At 68.0% G+C, this 24,000-nt stretch carries 22 protein-coding genes; 8 read left to right on the forward strand and 14 right to left on the reverse strand.

Annotated elements, in window-relative coordinates:
* Positions 1 to 38: 38 nt before the first annotated feature.
* Both ACIOVG_RS08415 and ACIOVG_RS08420 read right to left on the reverse strand, forming a co-directional pair.
* Positions 39 to 1,505: a catalase gene (locus tag ACIOVG_RS08415; protein ID WP_400871494.1), complete on the reverse strand. Its 1,467-nt coding sequence runs from the start codon at positions 1,503 to 1,505 to the stop codon at positions 39 to 41.
* Positions 1,506 to 1,580: 75 nt separating this feature from the next.
* Complete coding sequence (locus ACIOVG_RS08420) at positions 1,581 to 2,003, reverse strand: Fur family transcriptional regulator (protein ID WP_400871497.1); 423 nt, start codon at positions 2,001 to 2,003, stop codon at positions 1,581 to 1,583.
* Positions 2,004 to 2,230: 227 nt separating this feature from the next.
* Here ACIOVG_RS08420 and ACIOVG_RS08425 point away from each other — a divergent pair, with 227 nt between their 5' ends.
* The 3 genes from ACIOVG_RS08425 (at position 2,231) to ACIOVG_RS08435 (ending at position 4,238) form a co-directional block, all read left to right on the forward strand.
* Complete coding sequence (locus ACIOVG_RS08425; protein ID WP_400871500.1) at positions 2,231 to 3,040, forward strand: MerR family transcriptional regulator; 810 nt, start codon at positions 2,231 to 2,233, stop codon at positions 3,038 to 3,040.
* Positions 3,041 to 3,093: 53 nt separating this feature from the next.
* Positions 3,094 to 3,798, forward strand: a complete 705-nt coding sequence (locus ACIOVG_RS08430; RefSeq protein WP_400871503.1) for an oxidoreductase — start codon at positions 3,094 to 3,096, stop codon at positions 3,796 to 3,798.
* A 74-nt stretch (positions 3,799 to 3,872) separates the two neighbouring features.
* Positions 3,873 to 4,238 carry a nuclear transport factor 2 family protein gene (locus ACIOVG_RS08435; protein WP_400871506.1) on the forward strand — a complete coding sequence of 122 codons (366 nt, stop codon included), beginning with the start codon at positions 3,873 to 3,875 and terminating at the stop codon, positions 4,236 to 4,238.
* A 128-nt stretch (positions 4,239 to 4,366) separates the two neighbouring features.
* Here ACIOVG_RS08435 and ACIOVG_RS08440 read toward each other — a convergent pair whose 3' ends face one another.
* The 12 genes from ACIOVG_RS08440 to ACIOVG_RS08495 all read right to left on the reverse strand — a co-directional run bounded on the left by ACIOVG_RS08440 (position 4,367) and on the right by ACIOVG_RS08495 (position 19,162).
* Positions 4,367 to 6,397 (reverse strand): hypothetical protein, encoded by a 2,031-nt coding sequence (locus tag ACIOVG_RS08440; protein ID WP_400871509.1) that lies wholly within the window; start codon positions 6,395 to 6,397, stop codon positions 4,367 to 4,369.
* Between the two features lie 172 nt (positions 6,398 to 6,569).
* Positions 6,570 to 7,559, reverse strand: a complete 990-nt coding sequence (locus tag ACIOVG_RS08445; RefSeq protein WP_400871512.1) for a glycoside hydrolase family 130 protein — start codon at positions 7,557 to 7,559, stop codon at positions 6,570 to 6,572.
* A 30-nt stretch (positions 7,560 to 7,589) separates the two neighbouring features.
* Entirely contained in the window at positions 7,590 to 8,432 is an 843-nt protein-coding gene (locus ACIOVG_RS08450; protein ID WP_400871515.1) for a carbohydrate ABC transporter permease, read from the reverse strand.
* Complete coding sequence (locus ACIOVG_RS08455) at positions 8,429 to 9,325, reverse strand: carbohydrate ABC transporter permease (RefSeq protein ID WP_400871518.1); 897 nt, start codon at positions 9,323 to 9,325, stop codon at positions 8,429 to 8,431. Before ACIOVG_RS08455 ends, ACIOVG_RS08450 begins: the two co-directional genes overlap by 4 nt.
* Before the next feature lie 4 nt (positions 9,326 to 9,329).
* Positions 9,330 to 10,601, reverse strand: a complete 1,272-nt coding sequence (locus ACIOVG_RS08460; RefSeq protein WP_400871521.1) for an extracellular solute-binding protein — start codon at positions 10,599 to 10,601, stop codon at positions 9,330 to 9,332.
* Positions 10,598 to 11,629, reverse strand: a complete 1,032-nt coding sequence (locus tag ACIOVG_RS08465; RefSeq protein WP_400871524.1) for a LacI family DNA-binding transcriptional regulator — start codon at positions 11,627 to 11,629, stop codon at positions 10,598 to 10,600. The genes ACIOVG_RS08460 and ACIOVG_RS08465 overlap by 4 nt, the downstream gene beginning before the upstream one ends.
* A 150-nt stretch (positions 11,630 to 11,779) precedes the next feature.
* On the reverse strand, positions 11,780 to 12,748 hold the full coding sequence (locus ACIOVG_RS08470; protein ID WP_400871527.1) for a squalene cyclase: 969 nt from the start codon (positions 12,746 to 12,748) through the stop codon (positions 11,780 to 11,782).
* 80 nt (positions 12,749 to 12,828) lie between these two features.
* Positions 12,829 to 13,392, reverse strand: coding sequence for a hypothetical protein (locus ACIOVG_RS08475; protein ID WP_400871530.1), 564 nt, complete (start codon positions 13,390 to 13,392; stop codon positions 12,829 to 12,831).
* Between the two features lie 10 nt (positions 13,393 to 13,402).
* Positions 13,403 to 15,817 (reverse strand): hypothetical protein, encoded by a 2,415-nt coding sequence (locus ACIOVG_RS08480; protein WP_400871533.1) that lies wholly within the window; start codon positions 15,815 to 15,817, stop codon positions 13,403 to 13,405.
* A gap of 552 nt (positions 15,818 to 16,369) precedes the next feature.
* Complete coding sequence (locus tag ACIOVG_RS08485; protein ID WP_400871535.1) at positions 16,370 to 17,284, reverse strand: J domain-containing protein; 915 nt, start codon at positions 17,282 to 17,284, stop codon at positions 16,370 to 16,372.
* 197 nt (positions 17,285 to 17,481) lie between these two features.
* The gene (locus ACIOVG_RS08490) at positions 17,482 to 18,135 is read right to left on the reverse strand and encodes an IMPACT family protein (protein WP_400871538.1); all 654 of its coding nucleotides are present in this window, start codon (positions 18,133 to 18,135) and stop codon (positions 17,482 to 17,484) included.
* Positions 18,136 to 18,175: 40 nt separating this feature from the next.
* Positions 18,176 to 19,162, reverse strand: a complete 987-nt coding sequence (locus tag ACIOVG_RS08495; protein ID WP_400871541.1) for an aldo/keto reductase — start codon at positions 19,160 to 19,162, stop codon at positions 18,176 to 18,178.
* A gap of 179 nt (positions 19,163 to 19,341) precedes the next feature.
* Between ACIOVG_RS08495 and ACIOVG_RS08500 the strand changes: the two genes are divergently transcribed.
* The 5 genes from ACIOVG_RS08500 to ACIOVG_RS08520 all read left to right on the forward strand — a co-directional run bounded on the left by ACIOVG_RS08500 (position 19,342) and on the right by ACIOVG_RS08520 (position 23,980).
* The gene (locus ACIOVG_RS08500; protein ID WP_400871544.1) at positions 19,342 to 20,613 is read left to right on the forward strand and encodes a sensor histidine kinase; all 1,272 of its coding nucleotides are present in this window, start codon (positions 19,342 to 19,344) and stop codon (positions 20,611 to 20,613) included.
* Positions 20,610 to 21,233, forward strand: a complete 624-nt coding sequence (locus ACIOVG_RS08505; protein WP_400871547.1) for a response regulator — start codon at positions 20,610 to 20,612, stop codon at positions 21,231 to 21,233. Before ACIOVG_RS08500 ends, ACIOVG_RS08505 begins: the two co-directional genes overlap by 4 nt.
* Positions 21,234 to 21,327: 94 nt before the next feature.
* Positions 21,328 to 21,759, forward strand: a complete 432-nt coding sequence (locus ACIOVG_RS08510; protein WP_400871550.1) for a DUF2871 domain-containing protein — start codon at positions 21,328 to 21,330, stop codon at positions 21,757 to 21,759.
* Between the two features lie 194 nt (positions 21,760 to 21,953).
* A complete protein-coding gene (locus tag ACIOVG_RS08515; protein WP_400871552.1) occupies positions 21,954 to 23,450 on the forward strand; it encodes an MATE family efflux transporter in 1,497 nt (498 codons plus the stop codon).
* A 128-nt stretch (positions 23,451 to 23,578) separates the two neighbouring features.
* Positions 23,579 to 23,980: a hypothetical protein gene (locus ACIOVG_RS08520; RefSeq protein WP_400871555.1), complete on the forward strand. Its 402-nt coding sequence runs from the start codon at positions 23,579 to 23,581 to the stop codon at positions 23,978 to 23,980.
* Positions 23,981 to 24,000: the final 20 nt, after the last annotated feature.

The following is a 24,000-nucleotide window of genomic DNA, read 5'->3' on the forward strand; positions in this document are numbered from 1 at the left end:
GCCGTGCACTCGGCGCCGGAGCGCGAGCGGGAGAGGGGTCAGACCTCGCGGCGCAGGGCCTCGCCGAGGGCGGCATCCACGTTCGTCCAGTACTGGAAGAAGCGCTCGCGGATGCCGTCGATCGTGATCGAGCGTCCCTGACCGGTGAGGGTCTCCAGGAACCGGGCCCGCTGCGCGTCGTCGAAGACCGTGCGGTAGAGCGTGCCCGCCTGACCGAAGTCGTCGTCGTCGATGTGCAGGGTCGCGGCCGCGCGCATCAGCTCGCCGTCGGACTCCCAGCTCGCCTCGACACCGGCGACCGGGTCGGCCACCGGGCCACCCGCCGGGCCGAAGGAGTGCGGCGTGTAGACGCGGTGTGCGGCATCGTTGTGCCGGTACTGCATCTGACCCTCGTGCATGTAGTTGCGCGTCTCGGCGGCGTGCGCCTGGTTCACGGGCAGCTGGTTGTAGTTCGCCCCGATGCGGTAGCGCTGGGCGTCGGAGTACGCGAACACGCGCGCCATGAGCATCTTGTCGGGCGAGATGCCGGTGCCGGGCACCTGGTTCCCGGGCGAGAACGCGGCCTGCTCGATCTCGGCGAAGAAGTTCTGCGGGTTGCGGTTCAGCGTGAACGTGCCGACCTTGATGCGCGGGTAGTCCTTCTTCGACCAGGTCTTGGTGAGGTCGAACGGGTTGAACCGGTAGTCCTTCGCCTCGTCGTACGGCATGACCTGCACGTACACGTCCCACGAGGGGTGCTCGCCGCGGTCGATCGCGTCGAACAGGTCGCGGCGGTAGTAGTCGGCATCCGATCCGGCGAGCTGCTGCGCCTCGTCGGCGCCCATCTCCTCCACGCCCTGCTTCGACAGGAAGTGGTACTGCACCCAGAAGCGCTCACCCTCGGCGTTGATCCACTGGTAGGTGTGCGAGCCGTATCCGTTCATGTGGCGCCAGCTGCGCGGCAGGCCGCGGTCGCCCATGAGGTACGTCACCTGGTGCGCGGTCTCGGGCGAGAGCGTCCAGAAATCCCACTGCATGTCGGCGTCGCGCAGGCCGGAGTCGCCGAGTCGCTTCTGCGAGTGGATGAAGTCGGGGAACTTCATGGCGTCGCGCAGGAAGAACGTCGGGGTGTTGTTGCCGACGATGTCGAGGTTTCCCTCCGACGTGTAGAAGCGCAGCGCGAAGCCGCGCACATCGCGCCAGGTGTCGGGGGAGCCCTGCTCGCCGGCGACCGACGAGAACCGCAGCAGCGTCTCGCTGGTGGCGCCGGGCTGGAACACCGCGGCTCGGGTGTACGCCGAGACGTCTTCGGTCACGACGAACTCTCCGAACGCGCCGCCGCCCTTGGCATGCGGGTTGCGCTCCGGCACCCGCTCGCGGTTGAACGAGGCGAGCTTCTCGACCAGATAGCGGTCGTGGAGCACGGTGGGGCCGTCGGCCCCGACGGTGAGCGAGTGGGCGTCGCTGGCGACCGGCGTGCCGGTCTGCGTCGTCGTGGCGGGCTGGTTGGTGGCAGGATTCGTCATGTTCTTCTCCTTCTGCGCGCAGGCGCGACGAGCATCCCTGTCTCACGGATGGCGAGAAGGGGCGGGCGCGTCGGACTACTGCGCGGCGTTCTGGCAGCTGGGGCACACGCCCCAGAAGGTGACTTCGGCTGTCTGGACGGTGAATCCCCCGGCTGAGGACGGGGTGAGGCACGGCGCCTCGCCGACCACGCAGTCCACATCGCCGACCGCACCGCAGGAGGTGCAGACGACGTGGTGGTGGTTGTCGCCGATGCGCCGCTCATAGAGGGCTGCGGAGCCTGCCGGTTCGATCCGGCGGATGAGTCCCGCCGTCGTCAGGTCCGCGAGGATGTTGTGCACCGACTGGATCGACGTGGTCGGCAGCACAGCGGACACGGCGCGGTAGAGCCGCTCCGCATCCGTATGGGCCATGGAGGTCAGTGCCTCGAGCACGGCGACGCGGCCCGCGGTCGCGCGCAGCCCGGCGCCGCGAAGCGCCGAGTCGAGTTCTGTCTCCATGCCTCGACCCTACCCCTTCTTTTTAGTGATTCAAAAGAACGGATGTCGTGGGCGTGTCATCCGTGTCATCCGTCGTCATCCGTCCCGGAAACCGGTGACGAATCACGGAGAGGATGACGGATCACGGAACAATCTGCGGCGTCTCTCCGTGATCCGTCACGAGCTCCGTGATCCGTCCGGGCCCAGCACCTTCCACGGGCGACATAATCGTGACTGTGTGCTCCCTCATGACGATCGGCGATTTCTCGAGAGCTGTGCGCCTGACAGCCAAGGCGCTGAGGTTCTATCACCGTCAGGGTGTGCTCGTGCCGGCCCATGTCGATGACCACAACGGCTACCGGCTGTACACCCCGGAGCAGATCCCGGATGCGCAGACGGTGCGCAGTCTGCGCACCCTGGAAGTGCCTGTCGAGGTGATCCGCGAGGTGGTCTCGACGCCCGACGTCGAGCTGCGCGCCGAGCTGATCTCACATCACCTCGCGCGGATGGAGGACAAGCTCGAAGAGACCAGGACGGCCGTCGAGAGTCTGAGAGCGATGCTGGAGCGGCCGCGTCCTCAGTCGGAGATCATCCACCGCAGCGTCGCGGAGACCCGGGTGGTGGCGATCAGCGAGAGCATCGACCTGCGCGACCTCGGCGCGTGGTTCCGCCGATCTGTTTCGACGTTGCAGGACATCGCCGAGAGTGCCGACCCCGACATGATCGGGTCGTTCGGCGGCGTGTGGCCGGATGACCTGATCGTCGACGGCCGGGGGACGGCGACCCTGTACTTCGCGATCCAGGACGGCTTCGATGAGAGCATCCTCCACTCCGGTGCAGAGGTGCTGGTGCTTCCCGCCGTCGAACTCGCGGTCGCGCGGCATGAAGGGCCCGACGCGCTGGTCCCCCAGGTGTACGCGGCGCTGGGTGAACACGTCGCGCGGCACGAACTCCGCATCGATGCTCCCGTGCGCGAGACCTACATCGAGGGATTCCCCGGCATCGATGAGCACTGCGTCATCGACATCGGATGGCCGATCTTCCGCGTGTTCCGATGAAGGTCGCCACCGCCGTTTGACCTTCCCCCGAGGGGAAGGCCCAGTGTGGGGGCATGCAGGAGAACACACCCCACTCACGACCGGACCTCGGCACCGACTACCCTCCCGCCCTCGCACTCGGGGGCTCCCGCGCCCTCCTGCTCGACGCCGCCGACTCGGCGACGCCGGCCCTGCTCGCCGAAGCCGTCGCGGAGGCCGGCGGACTGGACATCCTCGTGCATGTCGTCGGGGGCTCCAGCGCGCCCGCCGGAGGTCATGCCGCGCTGACGGATGCGGACTGGCAGCGGGAGCTCGAGATCAACCTCCTCACGGCGGTCCGTCTCGACCGTGCGCTGGTCCCCGCACTGACCTCAGCCGCAGAGCGGGCGGCGATCGTGCACGTGGGCTCGATCCAAGCGCGCATGCCGATCCATGACAGCACGCTCGCGTATGCCGCAGCCAAGGCGGCGCTTCGCACGTACAGCAAGGGGCTCGCGAACGAGCTCGCTCCGCGCGGAGTGCGCGTCAACATGGTCTCGCCGGGCGGGATCGAGAACGAGAGCAAGTCCGCCCTCGCGCTGCGGCTGGCTCAGGCGGAGGGTCTGTCTGCGCAGGAAGGAGAGCAGAAGATCTTCGACCTGCTGGGCGGAGTGCCGCTCGGTCGATTCGCCGCGCCCGAAGAGATCGCCGAGGCGGTCGGATTCCTGGTGTCGGATGCCGCGGCGTCGATCGTGGGGACCGAGCTCGTCGTGGACGGCGGGACCGTCAAGACCGTCTGAGCCCCCATCCGAACCGCCGAACCATCACCCATGAACCATCACCCATGAACCATCACCCAGCAGAGGAGAACACCATGACCGAATCCCACGACCTCACCCCGTTCCAGCCCGCCGAGCTCCCATCGGCCGTCGCCCGCTACCTGAGCGCCCAGGACTCCCGCCTCGGGAGGGAGTCCGCCCTCGAGGTCTTCGGCTCCGAGGCGCATGTCCGTGATGACGGCATCGACTATCGCGGACATGCCGCCATCCACGGTTGGCTCACCACCGTCGCATCGGAGTTCACATACACCACGACGCTCATCGGCCAGCGTCAGGTCGATGCCGAGCGGTGGGTCGTCGCCGCGCGGCTGGAGGGGGACTTCCCCGGAGGAGTCGCCGATCTCCGGTACCGCTTCACCCTGCGCGACGGGCTCATCGACGACCTCGTGATCGCGCCGTGAGCCCGTCGGCATCCACTTACGAACCACGGAGAGGATGACGGATCACGGAGGGATCTGCGGGGATCTCTCCGTGATCCGTCACGACTTCCGTGATCCGTCACCCGCCGAACCGGAGACTCGGCCGGGCGTCACCCCCGGGTGATCGTGAAGCCCGCGCCGCGCACGCGCACCTTCCCGCCCTGCACGGCCTGGCCACGAGCGGAGCCGTCGGCGTCGTAGGCCCGACCGTTGCCGCGCCCGAGCGCCGGCACCCGCTGCTCCGCGCGCGTGCCGTTGGCGTAGAGCACCGCGGTTCCGGCCGTGGTCGTGTACACCGCGTTCACGATGCGCGGCTGGATGACGAGTGCGTCGAGTCGCACGTCGCCCCGGCTCGTGCAGCGCACGGTCACGGCGGCATCCGGCAGGTCGCCGCCGAGCAGCTGGGGCACCAGCATCCCGTCCGCCTCGGTCAGTCCGCGATCGCCCGTGCCGCCGGCCGGGGTCTTCGTGCTCCACACCGTGCGACGGCCGCGGAACACCTCCCACACGGCGTCACCCGCGTCGGCGGCCTGACGCCAGACGAGTCCGTGCAGGATGCCGCCGGCTTCGGTGACGTCGAACTCGACCCACTCGCCCTTCGGCAGCCGCACGAACGCGCCACCGGAAAGGTTGCCCTCGCCGGTCCAGGCACCACCCGCCGGGGTCTCGACCACGGCGCCGGCCGATCGGCGCGCCGTCTCGGCGTCGATCACCCGCAGTCCCGAGAACGAGCGGAGGCCGGTGATCGAGGTCGCGATGTCGGCGACGTCGCGGTGGGCGTCGAGCAGCAGCATCGTGAGCAGCCCGTGGATCGTGGACTCCGCGCCGGAGTTCCGGTTCACGCGTCCGTCGGTTTCCACGCCGTCGAAGGTGACGCCGGTGGCGGGGTCGTACACGGGGACGCCCGCGGTGTTCGCGCCGAAGAACCAGCCGGCGGCGAGGCCGGCGAGAGCACGATGACCCTCTCCGCCCGCGGCGACCGCGCCCGCCACGCGACCGTGCGCACCGTAGGCGATCTGCGCCTCGGCCGGCAGCGGCGCCCACGCGTTGTGCGGACCGCCCGAGGCGAGCACCTGGGGCGTGAAGCGTCCGGCATCGGCGACCGCGGCGGCGGTCCAGTCGCGGCGACGCAACAGGGATCCCGCGCGGGCGAGCGCTTCGGGTGCAGCCGCACCCCAGACGTGCCAGAAGCCGAGCGAACCGGTCCAGGGCAGCACGGCGCCGAACGGCCAGCCTTTCGACGGGTCGCTGGACATCGCGGCGACGCCTTCGCCGTAGGTCTGCAGTGCACCGCGGCTGCGGGAGTCGCCGGCTTCGGCCGCTGCGGCCAGGCCGAGCATGGCTTCGGCCGTGGCATCCGCTCCTCCGGCGATCAGCCAGGCCGGGAGCTTGCGGCCGTCGCTGCGCACCCACTGCCCCGCGCGCGACAGCGACTCCTTGCCGAGGGCATCGAGGCACAGGTGCAGGCGGGAGCGCAGGAACTTCGCGAACTCGGCATCCTCCCGCCGGAACGCGGCATAGCCCTCGCCGAACGCCCACACGCTGCGGGCGAGCCAGTAGGACTCGGCGGAGTCGGACGGATCGGGGAGTTCGACGGGGATCGCGCTCGGGTTGAGGGTGCCGTCCTCCTGCTGCCACAGCACCACGCGTCCGGCGTTCGGGCCGGTCGTGGTCTGCAGGAACGCGAGCGAGCGCAGCAGGTCGCGCGCCTCGTCGCGGCTCTGCGCCTCGCCGGTGGCTTTCCAGTCCCGCAGGAACACGATGGCCGCACGGGCGATGTCGTCGGCGTTGTAGGCGCCCTGCGTCCAGTACCCGGTCACGGCATCACGCGTTCCGCCGCCGACCGGGCGGAAGCCGCCGGCCCCGTCGGTGTCGGCGTAGGTCCAGGGGGCGCGCACGATCGGCCGGGTGTCGATCCCGAACGTCGTGTGCGTGTCGCTCGGCACGACGGGAACCTCAGCCAGCAGGAAGCGCAGGTGCGCGAGGTTCGTCAGCCGAGGGCGCCGGGCTGCCTCGAGGGGCAGCGATCCGGGCGCGCCCTGGGCGGTGGTCGTCGCGCCGACGGCGGCGTCGACGGGGAGGAGGGCGAGGGCGGAGGCCGTCGCCGCGATGGTCAGGAACGAGCGTCGTGAGGTGTCCATGTCGTCACTTCTTCGTGCGGTCGGTGGATGGGGTGGGTGGATGGGTGAGGGGGCGACGGATCGCGGAACGGATGACGGATCACGGAGGAAAGTACGGTGATTCCTCCGTAATCCGTCCCGACCTCCGTGATTCGTCGGGCCGGACCAGGGCCGGACCAGGGCCGGCCGGTGGTCAGGGGGTGTCGGAACCGGACTCGCGCAGCGCGCGACCCCAGGACTCGGCCGGATCGTGGATGGCGACCGCGAGGGTCGTGTCGGACTGCCCGTAGTACGCGAACCACTTGTCCTGGAACTTCACCAGACCCTCCACGAAGGTCACGTTGGAGACCAGGCCGTGCATGTCCTCGAAGGTCTGCGGACGCAGCCACGGCTCCTGCATCCGCGCGATCACCCGGGTGGGGTCATCCGGATCGATCGCGATCTGGCCGCAGCGGTAGTCCACGTCGACCGTGCCGTCGTCATGCACCGTGCGGGTGGCGCCGTTGGTGAGGAACAGCAGCAGTCCGTTGTCGGTCACCACGGGGGAGGTGCCGATCTCGACCAGGGCCTCATCCCAGGTGCCCGGCGTCGGCGAGTACATCGGCTCGGTGTCGGGGGTGCCCGGCGTCCAGTGGATGAGGTCGTCGCTGGTGGCCCAGTAGATGGCTCCTTCGCCGAAGTACATCCACCACTTGCCGTGCATCCGCTGCGGCACGATGACCCCGGCCTTCGACCAGTTGAACCCGCGCGGATCCATGGTCTTGAACGTGTCGAAGTCGTCGAACAGCGGACCGTGCTTGGTCCAGGTGCGCAGGTCGGTCGAGGTCGCCAGGCACAGTTGGGCGCTGCGGCGGTCCCAGCCCGTGTAGGTGAGGTAGTAGGTGCCGTCGATCAGGGCGATGCGGGGGTCCTCGCAGCCGAACCGCTCGTAGTCCTCCGAGGGCGAGAGGATCGGCGCATCCTCCCTCGTGAAGGTGACGCCGTCGCGCGACCGGGCGATGCCGATGTGCGAGATGATGTCGTCCGCATGGGCCCGGTAGAGCAGCACGACCTCGTCGCCGTCGACGATCGCGGCGGGGTTGTAGAGGTTCGCGGACTCCCAGCTCGCGCCGCGGGGACGCAGGATCGGGTTGCCCTCGTGGGGCGTGAACGGTCCGAGGGGGAAGGATGCTCCGGTGAACATGGATGCCCTTTCTGGCTAGACAGCGGGGGATCAGCCTTTGACGGCCGCGCCGAGGTCGGTGGCGGTGAAGAAGCGCTGGAAGACGACGAACAGGATGACGACGGGGAACGCAAGCGCGGTGGCGCCGGCGAGGATCGCCCCGTTGGGGTTCGCGGTGGACTGCGCGACGTTGGAGATGTAGTTCGCGAGGGACACGGCGAGCGGCTGCAGCGTCGCATCCTTCGTGATCAGGAACGGCCACAGGAACTCGTTCCAGGGCCCGATGAAGGTGACCAGCACCACCGTCACCAGCACGGGCCGGATCAGCGGGATGGCCACCGAGGTGAGCAGACGGATCTCGCCCGCCCCGTCGATGCGGGCGGCCTCGAAGATCTCCACGGGCAGCGCCTTGAAGAACTGCACGAAGATGAACACCGCCGTCGTGTTGATCAGGAACGGCAGGATCATGCCCAGATACGAGTCGCCCAGGCCGTAGTTGCGGGTGATCTGCACGTAGAGCGGGATCATCAGCAGCTGGAACGGCACCATCTGCACGAGCAGCATCAGCACCCAGACCACTCCGCGTCCGCGGAAGTCGAGGCGGGCGATCGCGTAGCCGGCCAGCAATCCGAACACGACGGTTCCCAGCAGCACGCCCGCCGTGAAGATCAGCGAGTTGAGCAGCGAGCCCATCAGGTCGATGCGGGAGTCGATGGCGATGAAGTTGTCGAACGTCCAGCCGCCGGTGGGCAGCAGTTCGCTCGGCGAGTTCGTCGGGTTCTCCTGGAACGCTCCGACCAGCATGAAGTAGAACGGGAAGGCGAACCCGATCGCCGCGACCGTGAGCAGGATGATGCTCAGGATGCGGGGCAGTGAACGTCGGCTTCTCATCATCGCTCCCTGGTTGCGCGGTTGGCGGCCAGCGACAGCATCCCGACCAGGATCACGAGGATCATGCCGATCGCCGCCGCCGTGTCGGGGTTCTGCTGCTGGATGCCCAGCTGGTAGATGAGCAGCACCGGGGTGGAGGAGGCGCCGTCCGGGCCGCCGCCGTTGGTGAGCAGGTACGGCTCGGTGAAGAGGTTCGCCCCGGTGATGATCGAGAGGATCAGCACGAGCGTGGTCGCGCTGCGCACCCCGGGGATGGTCACGTGCAGGAAGCGCTTGAGGGCCCCCGCGCCGTCGGTCTCGGCCGACTCGTAGAGCTCCTTGGGCACGTTCTGCAGCGCGGCCAGGTACAGCAGGATGTAGAAGCCCAGCTGCTTCCAGGTGACGTAGAGCGCGATCATCGGCATCGCCAGTGCGCTGTTCACGAGCCACGAGGGGTCGGGCGCGAGCGGACCGAGCACGGTGTTGATCAGGCCGTTGCCCGAGAACAGCAGCATCCACACGCCGACGAGCGAGACGCTCGCGGTCAGGTACGGCACGTAGAACGCCACGCGATACGCGGCGACCCAGCGGATGCCGGTGTTCAGCGCGGACGCCAGCACCAGTGCCAGCACCGCGGTGAGCGGCACGTTGATCACCAGGAACACGAGGGTGTTGCGGAACGAGTCCAGCACCCGGGGATCCGTGAGCACCGTGACGAAGTTGTCGAAGCCCACGAACGGGCGGTCGACCTCGACGTTCGGCGCCGTGAAGAAGTAGTCGTGGAAGGCGATGTAGACCGCGAACGCGAGTGGGTAGGCGAAGATCGCGATCACGAACACGAAGTACGGCAGCGTGAAGAGGCCGCCGATCGGTTGCGCACCCAGCCATCGGGTGCGCAACCGCCGGTTGTCGGTCACGGTGTCACTCGGCGACGAGCTTGTCGATCTTCTCCGCCGCGTTCGCGAGGAAGTCGTCGATCGAGTTCTTGCCGAAGATCACCGCGGCGGAGTACTCGTCGCGGAAGGCCTGCCAGGCCTCGACCGAGTTGGGGATGCTGGGCACGTCGGCGGTCGCCTCGGCCTGCTCCGCGAACGCGACGTAGTTCGGGTTCGAGTCGAAGTAGTCCCCGTAGGTCTCGGTCAGGTCGGTGCGCATCGGCATCTGTCCGGTCTGCTCGAGCAGCTCGCCGTCGCTCTCGACGCTGGTCGAGAACTTCAGGAACTCCCACGCCGTGGCCTGGTTCTCGCAGGCCGTGAACATCGAGACGCTCTTGGAGTCCGCGAAGGTGATCGGGTTGTCGCGGCCGTCGCTCGTGGGCACCGGCATGAAGCCGACGTCGACCGTGTCGGCGTACGACGGGATGGCCCAGGGGCCGGCGAGCTGCATCGCGGTGGTCCCGGCCGACATCGCGTCGTCGGTGGAGGCTTCGTTCGGCGCGAGCTTCTCGTCGTAGAAGGTCTTCCAGAACTCGGCGACGGTCTTGCCCGCCTCGTCATCGAAGGTGGACTTGCCGTCCTCCACGAGCATCGTGCCGTCGGTCTCGGCGAGGTACAGCGGGTAGAAGTCGAACCACGGCTGATAGAACTCGCTGGTGGGAGCAGGCCAGATGGCGCTCTGCACGCCGGAGTCGACGATCGCGCGGGACCCCTCGAGGAACGCGTCGTAGGTGTTCATCTGCGGGTCTTCGGGATCGATGCCCGCCGCCTCGAACAGGGCCTTGTTGTACATGACCATGACGGGGTTCGACTTCCACGGCAGCTGGTAGAAGCTGCCGTCGGTCGAGTAGCTCTCGACGTCGCCGCTGCGTGCGGTGATGTAGTCGCTGCCACCGTCCATCTTGCTCAGGTCGACGAGTCCGCCCTGCTTGACCCAGCCGGAGACGGCTGCGGGGGCGACGTTATAGACCAGGCACGGAGCGGTGCCGGCGGTGATGGCCGCGGTGATGGCCTCCTCCGACGAGGATCCGGCCGGGATCTCCTGCGCGGTGACCTTCTCGTCGGGGTGGTCGGCATTCCACGCCTCGACGACGGCGGTGCCCCAGGCAACCTCCTGCTCGTTGTTGGAGAGCCAGACGTTGATGGGACCGGTGCCTTCGGCGGAGCCGGAGTCGTCTCCTCCGCCACCTCCGGCCGAGCATCCGGTGGCGACGAGTGCGACGGCGCCGATGAGCGCGACTGCGCGGATCTTCTTCATGGTGTCCTCCTCGACACAGTGGGTGGAGCGGCCGACGGTGCAGCCGTGCTCTCGCGGAAGTGCACGACGTTGCAGTCGACGATCTCGGTGCGCGGGTGCGCTCCGAGGATGTCTGCCCGCAGCAGGCGGGCGGCAGCGCGGCCTCGGGCCGCGGGGTCGGATGAGACGCTGGTGAGCGCCGGGGACAGATGCGCCGACAGGTGATCGTCGTCGAATCCGGAGATCGCGAGGTCGTCGGGGATGACGAGACCCTGCGAACGGGCGAACGAGAGGCCGGCGATCGCCATGGTGTCGTTCGAGTACACGATGGCGGTCGGACGCTGGGGGAGGGCGAGCAGCTCCTCGGTGAGGGCGCGACCGCTGGCGGCCGTGAAATCGCCCTCGCGCAGCAGGGTGTCGTCGCCCATCGTGGCGATGTAGGCGTCGGCGCGGGCACGGGAGTGCACGTAGTCGAGCGGGCCGGAGACGTGCGCGATGCGTTCGTGCCCCGCGTCACGCAGATGGGTGATGATCTCGCGGACCGGCGCGGCATCGTCGGTGCGGACGCAGGAGAATGCGGTGGGCTGTTCGTAAGCGCCGACCAGCACCGTCGGAAGACCGAGGTCGTCGAGGAACGGCACGCGCCAGTCGTCGTCGCGGAGGTCGAGCAGCAGGGCGCCGTCGGCGCGGCCGTGGGTGAGTGCACGGTAGGCCCGCTCCTCGGCCTCGCGGTCGGGCACGACCTGCAGGATCAGCGCGGTCTCGGTCTCGGTCAGCACCGACTCGACTCCGGCGATGAAGGCGGGGAAGAACGAGTCGTTGGCGATGACCTCGGGGTCTCGGGCGAGCACGACGGCGACGGCGTTGGCGCGGCGGGTGGCGAGGGCTCTGGCGCTCTGGCTCGGCACCCAGTTGAGCTTCTCGGCTGCGGCGAGCACCTTCGCCCTGGTCTCTTCCGAGATGGGGCGATTGCCGCTCAGGGCATGCGAGACCGTGGCCTTGGTCACGCCTGCCTCTCGGGCGACGTCGGCGATCGTCGTGCGGCTCATGCCACCTCCTCGTGGGAATCACCCACGCAGCGAGGTGGGTACGGCTGCGAGCGTAAACCGGTTTGATACCAGAAGTCAATGGGGTTGCCGAGGTCCCCCAGGTGTAGGGGAACGGTCACCGGGTGGATGCGGAACGGGCGGCCGGAACCCTCAGTGCGCGGCGTCCCACCAGTCGAGCACGCGGGTTCCGAACAACGTCAGCCACGGGGAGGGTGCCCCCTCGGGGACATCCACCGAGACCCAGGTGCGGCCGAGCAGCGGCGCTCCCTGGCGCCACGTCCCATCGGGGAGACGCGCGGCCCGCACCACCGCCACCGCATCGTCGAGCCGCGGGTCCGGAGGGACTTCTTCGTACAGCGAGACGGCACGGAAATGGTCGAGTGCCGTGAGCGCGCTGTAGCGGTGCCGGTGCGGATAGGTGAACTCGTGCACGAAGTCGCCCACCGGCTCTCCGGTCGACAACCGGTGGAGAAGTCGCCGCTGCAGCAGGTACTCCTCGCCGCCGTGTCGAGCGTCGCGGACGGTGTGATCGCCGGTGAGCTGTTCGTAGTACAGGAGCTCGCGCACCGCGTTGAGGGTGGAGTGGAACGATGATCTGGTCGACCTCCCCTCCTCGGCCTCGCAGTTCCAGCCGCCGTCCGCGAGGCGATGCTCCACGAACCACCGGGCCAGTGCGCTCATGTCGACGCCGAGCCACGCTCCGGTCGCGAGGGTGAACGCGTTGATGCACACGTCGACCTCGCCTCCCCAGTAGGGAAGATCGTCGTACTCCCAGCGGCTGTTCGCGGCCAGCTTCTCGGCTGTGCCCTGAAGGACGGAGGCGTCCAGCCCCGCGTCACGCAGGTCCTTCAGCGCCCAGGTCGTGGCGACCCAGGGTTGGCCGGGCGCGGCCTCCTCGGCGCTGCCGAAGAAGCCGGCCGGGAAGTACGCCCCTCCGGCCCACTGCCCGTCGGGGTCCTGATGTGCGAGCACCGCGGCGCCGAACCCCTCGGTCGCCACGCGGTCCCTCGTCGCCTGCCACACCTCGGGTGGGGCATCGAGCAGGTCGCGTTCGACCTGCCAGCGCAGGCTCGGATCGGAGTCGAGCAGCCAGTCGCGCACGTCTGTCGAGATCGCCATGCCGGGAACGCTACTCCTGGCGGGGGACGCTGTGGGGTCCTGACCGCGCTTCGGTATCTGAACAGGTGTGCGGCGGCGGCTCAATTCTCGCGGTAGTCGTCAGAGTGATCAGAGGTGTCCGGTTGGGAACTGTGTCGCAGCGAGCCAACGCTGAGCATGATGCCCGCCGCAGCCGCTCCGAGACCCACCGGGACATAGGTCCAGTCCGACGCATAGATGCGATCTGTTGCCATGACGATCGTGGTGGCGAAGGAACCGATCGTCAGCACGCTGAGCGCCGTCCACTGCGAGGCCTTCCTGCTCTCGACGGCGAAGAAGGTGCCAACCAGGTATGCGATCGAGGATAGCGCCGCCCAGAAGGGGAGTGGGAGGGGGATCAGCAGCCCGAAAGCAAAGGGCCACGACCAGCAGATGAACCACCCACTACTCCCTACGACGAGGAGTATCCACGTTCGTGGTCGTGAAAACCACCGGAAGGAGAGGCCCGATCCCACGAAGAGAAGAAAGAAGCCGCAGCCTTGGATCGCGAAAAACGCCCAGGGATTGACCATGTGATCGACGACAACCGTCGCAGCGATCGCCAAGCCGCCGAGTGAGATCAGTGCGGCACCCGAGATGGGCACGAGGCTGCGGGTGCTCGTCATGCGCTCTTTCCTAAAAGCTCTGATTTATTCTGGCGGTGCAGCCAGGTACGTTCGGGAACAGACAATGCAGGGAGTAGTAATTGGCGCTGGAGTATACCAGATGGCCATCCCCGTAGATAGGTGACCACCAGAACTGATGGACAGGCATTTTGTCGTGCTTTCCGACCAGTCTCCAGGATCGCGTGTCCAGAGTAGCTATCATTTGACCATCGATGTCCTGCGCGAAGGGCTCCATGGGATTGCCGGCATGCGCCTCAAAGGTCAGTCTTGTGAGAGCCGGAGCGATTACCGAGGATGCTGAAAGCTCGCTGAGGGGAGCTGTGGCGTGGCCAACGACGGTGCAGTTGAACCCAGATCGAGGAAAAGCGAGGGAGCAATGGGCTCGCGTGGTTTCGGCCATATGTTTCGTCCAAAAGACCTGTGAGTCGCCAACGTACCCGCGTATGTCGAACTTTGTACCGACACTATTGACGTCCCACCATGCGCGGTCGGACCCATTGAATACAATGAACGGTTTCGAAGGATCGCCACTGTAACCGGGGCCGAGAACATACTTCTCTGGGATATATGCCTGGTATGAGAAGACGAACTGGGATCCAATTGCAGTCGCCGCGGATAGTTCGTTGCTCCGTTGCTCGCTATTGCCCGCTTCATCAGAGGACCGCGCCTGAATCTGCGTATCGGGATGGGCGACGTTGTATTGCAACTGCTGACGGGCAGCGTCTGTCCACGTTTGTCCTGGTCGAGGGAGGATTGATTCTTGCTCAGACGTGCCTTGGCGGGGTTTCGTTACGTCTTCAGTCCTTCGCGCTCCGTTACCGGAAGTCGCCCACGGATCTTCGGTGAGGGGGAGCGCAAGGCCACCGACGGGCAGCCCGATCCCGGCGATAGGCGCCGCCGCGGTAAGTCCGCAGCCGGTCCCGGTCTTTAGTGTGAGGTTGACGACCTCGTAGCTGTATTCGTGTTGCGGATTCAGGCCCGAATCGGTGAAGGATGTACGGCACGTGATGGCGATGGCCCTGGGCTGGATTGGTTCGTCACCGAGCCCGGCGTAGGGGTTCGTCTCCGAACGAACTATCTTTCTTGGTACATTCGGGGCGCCGAGCACGCGAAGGTTCGCTGTACCGTTCTGTATGGTTCCTGTGATTGCCGTGGCACGGTCGGACGCGGAACCATAGAGGTTGCTTCTGTAATAAAGGCGTGCGATCTCCGTCCCCGATGCATTCAAAGCCACGAGAGTAAAATAGTCCGGAGTTCCAGTGATTGTGACCGAAGTCGTGGAACTTGTCGTTATGACTGAGCCATCCCAGTTCAAGGCACGGTATTTCGTCGCACCCGCGCGGGCGTTGAACGTCACGGTATAGGTGCCCGTGCCGAGCGTGGTGTTAGTAACTGTCCACGCGGGGTCAGCCGAACGGGTAATTGTTGTTGGAGCCGCCACGGAGGTGAGGTTTGCGGCGGTCGTCGCCGTGCCCACCAACGTCAGCGACGTGGTCTCTGAGGCCAATAAACCAATGTAGTAGTGCGCGGCACTGTTGGTAGTTAGACTCGCTTTTTTTCCTGCGGGCAAAGTGATGGCCGATTGTCTTTGTCCGACGATGGTTGCGAGGGCGAAGGAGGCCAGATCATCGGCGGGTGCAACTACCACCTTCGTTGCTGAACGACTCTTGCGGTCAACGTGAAGCTGCATAATGTTGTCGTAGCTGGAATTTATCGCCGCGGGGCTGTCGAGAAGAAGCTCCACGTAGTGGTCTGAATCGTCGGGGTCGAGCTGATCGAGAACGGCCGGGTCTCCCGAAAGCGCAACCTTCGGGTCCGCGATTGGAGTCAAGTACGAGCGGAGAGGCCCCGCGGCTTGGTTGCCGCTGAGGGCAAGCAACGCACTGTCAGTGGCGGCACTGTAGGACAGAGCAGCTTCCATCGCCGAGACGTTCGAACTTTGTGCGATTACGAATGCCGTGGTTCCTGGTGCAACGAGGAGCTTGGATCGCTCGAATGGATCAACGTTCAGTGCGATCTTCTTGCTCGTCACCTGTGGATCGATCGCGCTTCTATAGCTTGCGGGGAAATCGGTCGGGGTCCCGACAAAGGTGAGCGTCTTGATCTCTTTTTGAGTCACGACCGCATTGACCGCGGCCGGGTTTGTGGATGAGGTCGACACAATGACGGTTGCGCCATTGATGTTCGCTGCTGCGGATGCCAGCGCAATGGAAATCGCGTCGTTGGCTGGCGCAACAAACGCTGCGCTGACGGTCCCAGGATGGGTAACGGCGCGAACATTGTCTGCAACTATTGAAATGCTGGCGCCGGTGATGTTGCTTTTCGCGGTGGCTGCGGCGGCGGTCTGTGGGCTCGCGGCCCCGGCTCCGACAGCCAGTGCGAGTCCGACGGCCGCGGCGATCGTGATTGAACCTAGTTTGCGCATATTGAGCCCGTCTTTAGGGGGCACAACATGAAGTGGCGCCATTCGGAGCTTAGGGAACTGTCTACCTCGACGTCTGCCCCCCTTTAGGGGGTCTGATTGGCGAGAGGGCCAGCTGTGGGCATTGATGTCGACGGATCTGGGAGCGGTCATCGGTCCGATCCGGTTGTCGTCGAGACGCCGGCCGCGAAGATCACTTCACCTGACCTCCCAGTGACGCGGGCCGAGGCAGCCGACCACGCCTGGGCTCGTCAGGCCCTCGTGCTGCGCGGCGACCCCACTGTGCGCATCCCGGCGATCATCTAGCCGTTCAGGGCGCTCGGCGTCTCCAGGTCATGCGCGTCGACTACGGCATCCAGGAGTCCGACACGTCGGCGGGTAGCCTCGGCGCCAGAATTTTCTTGTTGACCGCGAGTCTCCTGTTGACAGGGCTCTTCGTGGAGTGTCCTTCAGGAGCATGGCGCTCGGCCTGTGGGGTCGCCGGCGCCATTCTGAGTGAGCGGTCGCCAAGAGCCACCTGTTCGTCTGGGAGCCGTGACGGTCGTGTGCCGCGCCTCAGACGAAGCGGACGGTCTGCTGCAGACGCGTGCGCACGTCGAAGAGCTCGTTGCCGCCGATGGCCCGCGCGCCGGGAACGCCCTGCCGCAGCACCATCGCGAGCGCGCTGCGGCGCACCACGACGACGGGAACACCGCGACTGGTGCCGAGAGGGGTCACCGCCTGGGCGAGGTCGTCATCGGGGAGCACGATGATCGCACCGCCGAAGCGCACGCGGGCGGCACGGGCGACGGTGCGCATGCGCGCGAGCGTGCCCGTGACCGGGGCGCGCGTGCCGAGGCTCGGCCCGGTGATCTCGCCGCGGCGGAAACCCACGACCCCGCCGAAGTCCTCGGACATGATTCCGTACAGGCCCGAAGGGCTCAGCACCACGTGGTCGAGCTTGTCGTCGGCATCCTTGCCCGCATCGACGTCGTGCCACACCGTGAACCCCATGCCGAGGTCCGAGACCGTGCGGGCAGTGGACTCCTCGGCCAGGGCATCCGCGAGCATGCGGCGCAGTTCGCGCGGCGCCGAGCGCACCAGCGCGGGGTCGTACGGATCGGGGACCTCGACGCCGCGGCCGGCCCACTCGCGGATGAGCACCAGGTAGCGTTCGCGCCTCCAGCCGCCGGGGTGGCCGTAGGAGCGGGCGCGGGGTCGGGTGTCGGCGCGGGCTGCGGGCGGACGCCATCCGCTCCACGTGGTGTCGGTGGCCACACCGGTGCGCCGGTCGTAGGCGGCGCGGTCGTCGGGGGTGCCGACCAGCTCCCAGGCGCGCTGCACCTGGATGAACACGGCGGCGTCACCACCGGTGTCGGGGTGCGTCTGCCGGAGGCGGAGTCGATACGCGCGCCGCAGCTCGGCGTCGTCGACCGTGGCTTCCACGCCGAGGATCTCGTACGCCGAGGCGGAGAGCGGGCTGTCGAACATCGCTCTCCTTCCAGGTTCGCGGCATCCAGGATATCCGCCCTGGCTTGTGGGTTCGCCGGAGGCGGGTGTTCATAACTCCGCAAGAACCGAGGCTTCGGCCGTGCGGGCCCGCGTCATTCCGGGGTTCTCGGTCGCGGGGGCGACAGTTCTTCCTGAGTTGTGAACAGCGACCACGACTGCCGCCGCGGCGACGGTGCTCAGTCGGGCACGTCGACGATGCGTTCGGCGCCGATGACGGGCGTGACCGCGCCGGCGGATGACGCGGCGAGCTCATCCGTCAGCCGCGCGATCTCAGGCTCCGGCACCCAGAGTTCCAGGGTGGCGAGGGCGGCGTACTGCGGCTCGCCGAGCGTCGCCCCGTGATGCGCAGCCCAGTCGCGCAGCAGGTTGTCGTAGCGGCCGGCGTCCGCATGCGCCACGTCGATGCTCACCTGCGTGAGCGCCGCCCGCCGCACGAGGGCGGCGAGGTCGAGCGTCTCGGACACCGCCGAGGAGTACGCCCGCACGAGCCCGCCGGCCCCGAGCTTGACCCCGCCGAAGTACCGCGTGACCACCGCGACCACATCCGTCAGCTCGCGTCGGCGCAGCACCTCGAGCATCGGTACACCCGCGGTGCCCGAGGGCTCGCCGTCATCCGAGGAGCGGGCCTGGTCGCCGAGGAGCCCGGTGACCATCGCGGTGCAGTTGTGGTTCGCATCCCAGGCGCGCTTGCGGATGCCGGCGATCACCGCCTCCGCCTCCTCGACCGAGCCGACCGGCTCGATGCGCGTGAGGAAGCGCGACTTGCGGATGCTGATCTCGTGCTCGACCGGGGCCGCGATCGTCGCGGGGTACGTACGGGCGGAGGTCATCCGCCTCAGGATATCCAGCCCGTCACCCCGGGGCGTCCGCTCAGCTGTCGACGAACGACATCTGCTGCGGGTTGTACCGGTCGCCGCTGACCCCGACACGTGTGGCGAGGCTCGAGAGATCGGCGACCTCGTCGGCCGACAGTGCGACGGCCGTGCTTCCCGCGTTCTCGGCGATGCGGGCCGTGCGGCGCGTGCCGGGGATCGGCACGATCCAGGGCTGACGGGCCAGCAGCCAGGCGAGCGCGATCTGCCCCGGCGTCGCTCCCTTGGCCGCCGCGAGCTGAGCGACGTGGTCGACCAGCGCCTGGTTGGCCGAGCGGTTCTCGGGGGTGAACCGCGGGATCGTGGCGCGGATGTCACCGGCAGCGAAGTCCGCAGCCGTGTCGACGGTTCCCGTCAGGAACCCCTTGCCGAGGGGGCTGAAGGGCACGAACCCGATGCCCAGCTCGGCGAGCACGGGCAGGACCTCGGCTTCGGGATCGCGCGTCCACAGGGAGTACTCACTCTGGAGCGCGGTGACCGGCTGCACGGCGTGAGCGCGGCGGATCGTGTCGGCCGACGCCTCCGACAATCCGAAGTGGCGCACCTTGCCTTCGCTGATCAGGTCGGCGACGGTGCCGGCGACGTCTTCGATCGGCACGGCGGGGTCGACGCGGTGCTGGTAGAAGAGGTCGATGGTGTCGGTGCGGAGGCTGCGGAGCGACGCCTCGGCCACGCGCCGGATCCGGGCGGGACTGCTGTCGAGGCCGACGCTCGCACCGTTCTCGATCCGCCACCCGAACTTCGTGGCGACGACGACCTCATCACGGATCGGCTCGAGCGCCTCGCCCACGAGCTCCTCGTTCACGTACGGGCCGTACACCTCAGCCGTGTCGAAGAACGTGACCCCGTGCTCCGGTGCCGAGCGCAGCACCGCGATCATGTCATCGCGGCTCCCGGGGTTCGGCCCGTAGCTCTGCGACATCCCCATCGCGCCGAGTCCGATGGCCGAGACCTCGAGCCCCTGTCCGAGAGTGCGTGTGTGCATGAGTGATCCCTTCCCGTGCGCCGCGGGTTCATCCGTCGGCTCTGCGATCGACGCTACGCATCCGTGCTCCGGCGAGGGAGGGCCTGGTGAAACCCCTCACCGCGACCGCAGTGCCGGCGCGGCGCCGGATCGGTCGAATGATGGAGGCGCGGACCGGCCGTCGGAGCAAGAATGTGAGGATGTCGTCCCTCGAACCGCCGCACGCTGACGCCGCCGCGATCCGGCCGGCGCGCACCTGGGCGGGACTGGTGGGGTCGCTGCGCATCGGCCAGGCCGTCATGACGGTCGTGCTGCTGGTCGTCGGCGTCGTCCGCGCCTCGGCCGACGGCATCCCGCTGCCCTGGCTGCTCGCCCTCTCGCTCGTGTTCCTCGGCTGGTACGGCGGGGGACTGCTGCTGGCCGAGCGCACCGACGACCGCCGCCTCGCGACCGGCTGGCTGCTCGGACTGAGCGCCATCTGGCTCGGGGCTGTGGCGCTCTCGCCCGAGTTCGTCTGGCTCGCCTTCCCGCTGTGGCTGCTGGCCGGATTCGTGATGCGGATGCGCGGGGCGGTCGTGCTCAGCGTCGCGATCCTCGCCGTGGTGATCACCGCGCCGCTGCTGCACACGGGCATCACGAGCTATGCGAACGTGATCGGCCCCCTCGTCGGCGGTGTCTTCGCGTTCGGCATCTCGCGCGGCTACCTCGAACTCGTGCGCGACGGTCGGGAGCGTCGCCGCCTGATCGCCTCGCTGGTCGCGACCCAGGAGGAGATGGCCGCGCTGCAGGACGAACTCGCCCGCACGCAGCGGGAGTCGGGCGCGAGCGCCGAACGCACCAGGGTCTCGCGCGACATCCACGACACGGTGGCGCAGAGCGTGTCGTCGATCGGGATGCTGGCGCGCTCGGCGCTGGAGTCGGATGACCCCTCCCGCAGCACCCGCGCGCTCGAGCAGATCTCCGCGCTGGCCGCTGATGGGCTCGCGGATGCCCGCCGGATCGTCGACGAGCTCATGCCGGCCGAGCTCGAGTCGACCGCGCTCGGTGAGGCGCTGGCCCGCATGCTCGACCGTCTCTCCGACGAGACAGGGATCGCTGCGAGCCTGCACGCGGATGCCGACCTTCCCGCGCCGGGGCTGGCGGCGGAGGTCGCTCTGCTGCGCACCGCGCAGTCGGCGCTCGCCAATGTCCGCACACACGCGCAGGCCTCACGTGTGGTGGTGACCCTCGCGGATGCCGGCGACTCCCTGCGCCTCGACATCGTCGACGACGGTGTCGGCTTCGACGCGACCCGCTGGGATCACCAGGGCGCTCAGGGTGGCGGCTACGGCCTCCGGTCGATGCGCGCCCGGCTGCGTGAGCTCGGCGGGGGACTCGACGTGGAGAGCGCTCCCGGCGACGGTACGGCGCTGTCGGCATCCGTGCCGCTCGGGCGAGCGGTCGCCCCGACCGTCGAGGGAGGAGCGGTATGACCGTGCTGACCGTGCTGCTCGTCGACGACCATCCGATCGTCCGCGCCGGTGTGCGCTCGCTCTTCGACCGCCGCGATGACATCGAGGTCGTCGGCGAGGCATCGTCGGGGGAGGAGGCGGTCGCCCTCGCGCGGCACCTGCACCCGGACGTGGTGCTGTGCGATCTGCGTCTGGGCGACGGCATGGACGGCGTGCAGACGACAGCGGCGCTGCGCGCGCTGGACCCGGCGCCGGCGGTCATCATCCTCACCACCTTCGACCGGGATGCCGAGATCCTCGGCGCGATCGAGGCGGGCGCTGCCGGCTATCTGCGCAAGGACATCGCCCCGGATGACATCGTGCGGGCGATCCGCCAGGCCGCCGGCGGCTCGCTCGTGCTGACCGCCGAGCTCAGCGAACGGGTGGAGCGGGTGCGCCGGGCGCCGCGGGTGCGGCTCACCGAGCGCGAGCTCGATGTGCTGCGTCTGCTCGACACCGGTTCGTCGAACCGCGAGATCGCGAAAACCCTCTTCGTCACCGAGGCCACGGTCAAGACGCACCTGGTGCACGTGTTCGAGAAGCTGGGCGCGGACAGTCGGGCGCGGGCGCTCGCGATCGCCCGCGAGTCCGGCCTGATCTGAGTGCAGCGGCCCGGCCGCATCCGCATCTCCACCGTTCGATGGATCCCCGATCCGGCCGCGACGCCGAGGCTGGAATCAGATCGAAAGGAATCTGATGCGCAGACTGTTCTACGCCGCGTTCGCCTGCATGGTGGCCGGGGTCGCCTCCGGACTCTTCTACCGGGAGTTCACCAAGCTCAACGACTTCCCCGAAGGGGCATCCACGCAGCTGGGCCTGGTGCACACGCACCTGCTCACGCTCGGATTCGTGGTGCTGCTGATCGTGCTGCTGCTCGAGAAGCAGTTCGCGCTGTCGCAGAGCCGCCTGTTCAGCTGGTTCTTCTGGACGTACATCGCCGGCCTCGTGCTGACCTCCGCGATGATGGTCTGGCACGGTTGCCTCACGGTGCTCGGGCTGGAGTCGTCGAAGATGATCGCCGGCATCGCCGGGCTCGGCCACATGCTCCTCACCGCAGGGATGGTCCTGCTGTTCCTCGCCCTGCGCAAGCGCCTGACGGCCCCGACCGTGGCGCCGGCCGTCGCCTGATCGGCTCCGGTCGCTCCGGTCGCTCCGGTCGCTCCGGTCGCTCCGGTCGTAGAGAGGCACCTTCCCTCCGCGGGAAACGGTGTTTCTCTGCGACCGGAGCGCTCCGCGCGAAACCAGTGGATGACAGGGACCGAATCGATTCGATAAGCTGGTGGCTCCCCCGATCCGCACTCCAGTCCTGCGAGCTCCTCCTCATGGCCACCTCCCTCACCACGGGCCGCCCGTGGCGTGTCATCCTTGCCTTCTCCATCCCGCTCCTGCTCGGCAACGTCGTGCAGCAGCTGTACCAGTTCGCCGACGCCATCGTCGTGGGGCGCCATCTCGGTGTGGGGTCGCTGGCCGCCGTCGGGGCGACCGGGCCGCTGCTCTTCCTGCTGCTCGGGTTCGCCTGGGGATTGACCAGCGGCTTCGCGATCCCGATCGCGCAGGCGTTCGGCGCGCGCGATGACGATGCGGTGCGCCGCTCGGTCGCGACCGGAGTGGTGCTCAGCGGCATCACGAGCATCGTGCTCATGGTCGGTGCGCCGTTGATCGCCGAACCCCTGCTGGCGGTGCTGCAGACGCCACCGGAGTTGATGGCCGAAGCGACGGTCTTCACCCAGATCAGCTTCCTCGGCGCCGGCGCCACGATGTTCTTCAACTACCTCTCGGCGATCATCCGCGCGATCGGTGATTCGCGTACCCCGCTGGTGTTCCTCACGGTGTCGTGCGCGCTGAACGTCGGACTCGTGGTGCTCATGGTCGGTCCCCTGGAGTGGGGTGTCGGCGGTGCTGCGCTCGCGACCGTGATCGCGCAGGCCGTGTCGGTGGTGCTGTGCCTGGAGTTCGTGCGCCGCCGGCTCCCGATGCTGCACCTGCGCCGTGCGGACTGGCGCATCACCCGTGCGGATCTCGCCGAGCACCTGCGCCTCGGACTGCCCATGGGCTTCCAGGCCTCGATCATCGCGATCGGCACGCTCACCGTGCAGGTGGCGCTGAACACCCTGGGCGCCGACGCGGTCGCCGCGTACACGACGGGAGCCCGCGTCGACAGCCTCGCCGTCGCACTGCTGTCCTCGCTCGGCCTCGCGGTCTCGATGTACGCGGCGCAGAATCACGGCGGACGCCGCCCCGACCGCATCCGTCGCGGCGTGGTCGAGGCCACCTGGATGGCGATCGTCGCCGGCCTCGTGCTCGGCGGTCTGCTCATCGCCTTCGGCGCCCCCATGGTGCGCCTGTTCATCGGCGAGGGCTCGGACGACGTCGTCGAGCTCGCGCACCTCATGCTCATCGTCAACGGATGCGGCTACTGGGCGCTCGGCATGCTCTTCGTGCTCCGCGGTGCACTGCAGGGTCTGGGGCACACACTGGTGCCCACGGTGACCGGTGTGATCGAGCTCGTGATGCGTGTGGCCGCGGCTGTGGTGCTCGGAGCGGCGATCGGCTTCACCGGCGTCGCCCTCAGCAACCCCTTGGCGTGGGTCGGGGCGATCGTGCTGCTGGTGCCCGCGTATGTGCGCGCGCACCGGGCGCTCGCGCGCATGCCCGTGGATCCGATCGATGCGACCGAGACGTCGGCGATCGCGATCGTGGGGCCGACCGACGGCTCGATGGTCGTGGATGCCGTTGTCACTCAGTCGGTGCCCGTCATCCGCACATCGCGTCTGCGGCGCCTGACGCTCACCCGGTCGAAGCGCCGCGCCCGCCGCTGACCCCTTTCGGCGGGTGCGCGCGAAGATCCTCCTGCAGGATGATGCGTGTCGCACCTGAGACGGATGGCTTATCCCCGACACTTTCATAGTGTGAAGAACGCGGATGTTCCGCAGACCGGGGGGTCATCATGACGACATTGAAAGTAGCCAACGATCTGGCTGCGCTGATGGTGCCGATCGGCATCATCGGGGCCGCGCTGGCGGCAGTGTGCGCGATCGTCGCGGGTATCGCGATCATGCGAGGGGCCGGGGGGCTCATCGGCGGTGCGGTGGGGCTGTGGATCCCGTTCGCGATGCTGAGTTCGACCGCATCGTTCGCGAATCAGTGGCTGCCTCTGATCGCTTCGGGGGCGGCACTCGCTGTGATGCTGGTGCTCGGCGGGGTGGTGCGCGCGATCGTGAACGTCGCGGACGGCGGAAGTCCGTCGCGTCGACCGGTCACCGCTCCGGTGGCCGTGGGGGCTCCGGTCGTGTCGGCGATGAAGTCGTCTCCGGTGACGTCGGCGATTCCGATCGTCTCGACGCGCTGAGCGCGGTCGTCACCGGTTCA

Origin of the sequence: Microbacterium sp. NPDC087591, assembly GCF_044743625.1 — a bacterium.
GTDB lineage: Bacteria > Actinomycetota > Actinomycetes > Actinomycetales > Microbacteriaceae > Microbacterium.

Coding starts and splice junctions, on each gene's coding strand:
- ACIOVG_RS08415 (WP_400871494.1), bottom strand. CDS start 1,505: ATGACGAATCCTGCCACCAACCAGCCCGCCACGACGACGCAGACCGGC.
- ACIOVG_RS08420 (WP_400871497.1), bottom strand. CDS start 2,003: ATGGAGACAGAACTCGACTCGGCGCTTCGCGGCGCCGGGCTGCGCGCG.
- ACIOVG_RS08425 (WP_400871500.1), top strand. CDS start 2,231: ATGACGATCGGCGATTTCTCGAGAGCTGTGCGCCTGACAGCCAAGGCG.
- ACIOVG_RS08430 (WP_400871503.1), top strand. CDS start 3,094: ATGCAGGAGAACACACCCCACTCACGACCGGACCTCGGCACCGACTAC.
- ACIOVG_RS08435 (WP_400871506.1), top strand. CDS start 3,873: ATGACCGAATCCCACGACCTCACCCCGTTCCAGCCCGCCGAGCTCCCA.
- ACIOVG_RS08440 (WP_400871509.1), bottom strand. CDS start 6,397: ATGGACACCTCACGACGCTCGTTCCTGACCATCGCGGCGACGGCCTCC.
- ACIOVG_RS08445 (WP_400871512.1), bottom strand. CDS start 7,559: ATGTTCACCGGAGCATCCTTCCCCCTCGGACCGTTCACGCCCCACGAG.
- ACIOVG_RS08450 (WP_400871515.1), bottom strand. CDS start 8,432: ATGATGAGAAGCCGACGTTCACTGCCCCGCATCCTGAGCATCATCCTG.
- ACIOVG_RS08460 (WP_400871521.1), bottom strand. CDS start 10,601: ATGAAGAAGATCCGCGCAGTCGCGCTCATCGGCGCCGTCGCACTCGTC.
- ACIOVG_RS08465 (WP_400871524.1), bottom strand. CDS start 11,629: ATGAGCCGCACGACGATCGCCGACGTCGCCCGAGAGGCAGGCGTGACC.
- ACIOVG_RS08470 (WP_400871527.1), bottom strand. CDS start 12,748: ATGGCGATCTCGACAGACGTGCGCGACTGGCTGCTCGACTCCGATCCG.
- ACIOVG_RS08475 (WP_400871530.1), bottom strand. CDS start 13,392: ATGACGAGCACCCGCAGCCTCGTGCCCATCTCGGGTGCCGCACTGATC.
- ACIOVG_RS08480 (WP_400871533.1), bottom strand. CDS start 15,817: ATGCGCAAACTAGGTTCAATCACGATCGCCGCGGCCGTCGGACTCGCA.
- ACIOVG_RS08485 (WP_400871535.1), bottom strand. CDS start 17,284: ATGTTCGACAGCCCGCTCTCCGCCTCGGCGTACGAGATCCTCGGCGTG.
- ACIOVG_RS08490 (WP_400871538.1), bottom strand. CDS start 18,135: ATGACCTCCGCCCGTACGTACCCCGCGACGATCGCGGCCCCGGTCGAG.
- ACIOVG_RS08495 (WP_400871541.1), bottom strand. CDS start 19,162: ATGCACACACGCACTCTCGGACAGGGGCTCGAGGTCTCGGCCATCGGA.
- ACIOVG_RS08500 (WP_400871544.1), top strand. CDS start 19,342: ATGTCGTCCCTCGAACCGCCGCACGCTGACGCCGCCGCGATCCGGCCG.
- ACIOVG_RS08505 (WP_400871547.1), top strand. CDS start 20,610: ATGACCGTGCTGACCGTGCTGCTCGTCGACGACCATCCGATCGTCCGC.
- ACIOVG_RS08510 (WP_400871550.1), top strand. CDS start 21,328: ATGCGCAGACTGTTCTACGCCGCGTTCGCCTGCATGGTGGCCGGGGTC.
- ACIOVG_RS08515 (WP_400871552.1), top strand. CDS start 21,954: ATGGCCACCTCCCTCACCACGGGCCGCCCGTGGCGTGTCATCCTTGCC.
- ACIOVG_RS08520 (WP_400871555.1), top strand. CDS start 23,579: ATGACGACATTGAAAGTAGCCAACGATCTGGCTGCGCTGATGGTGCCG.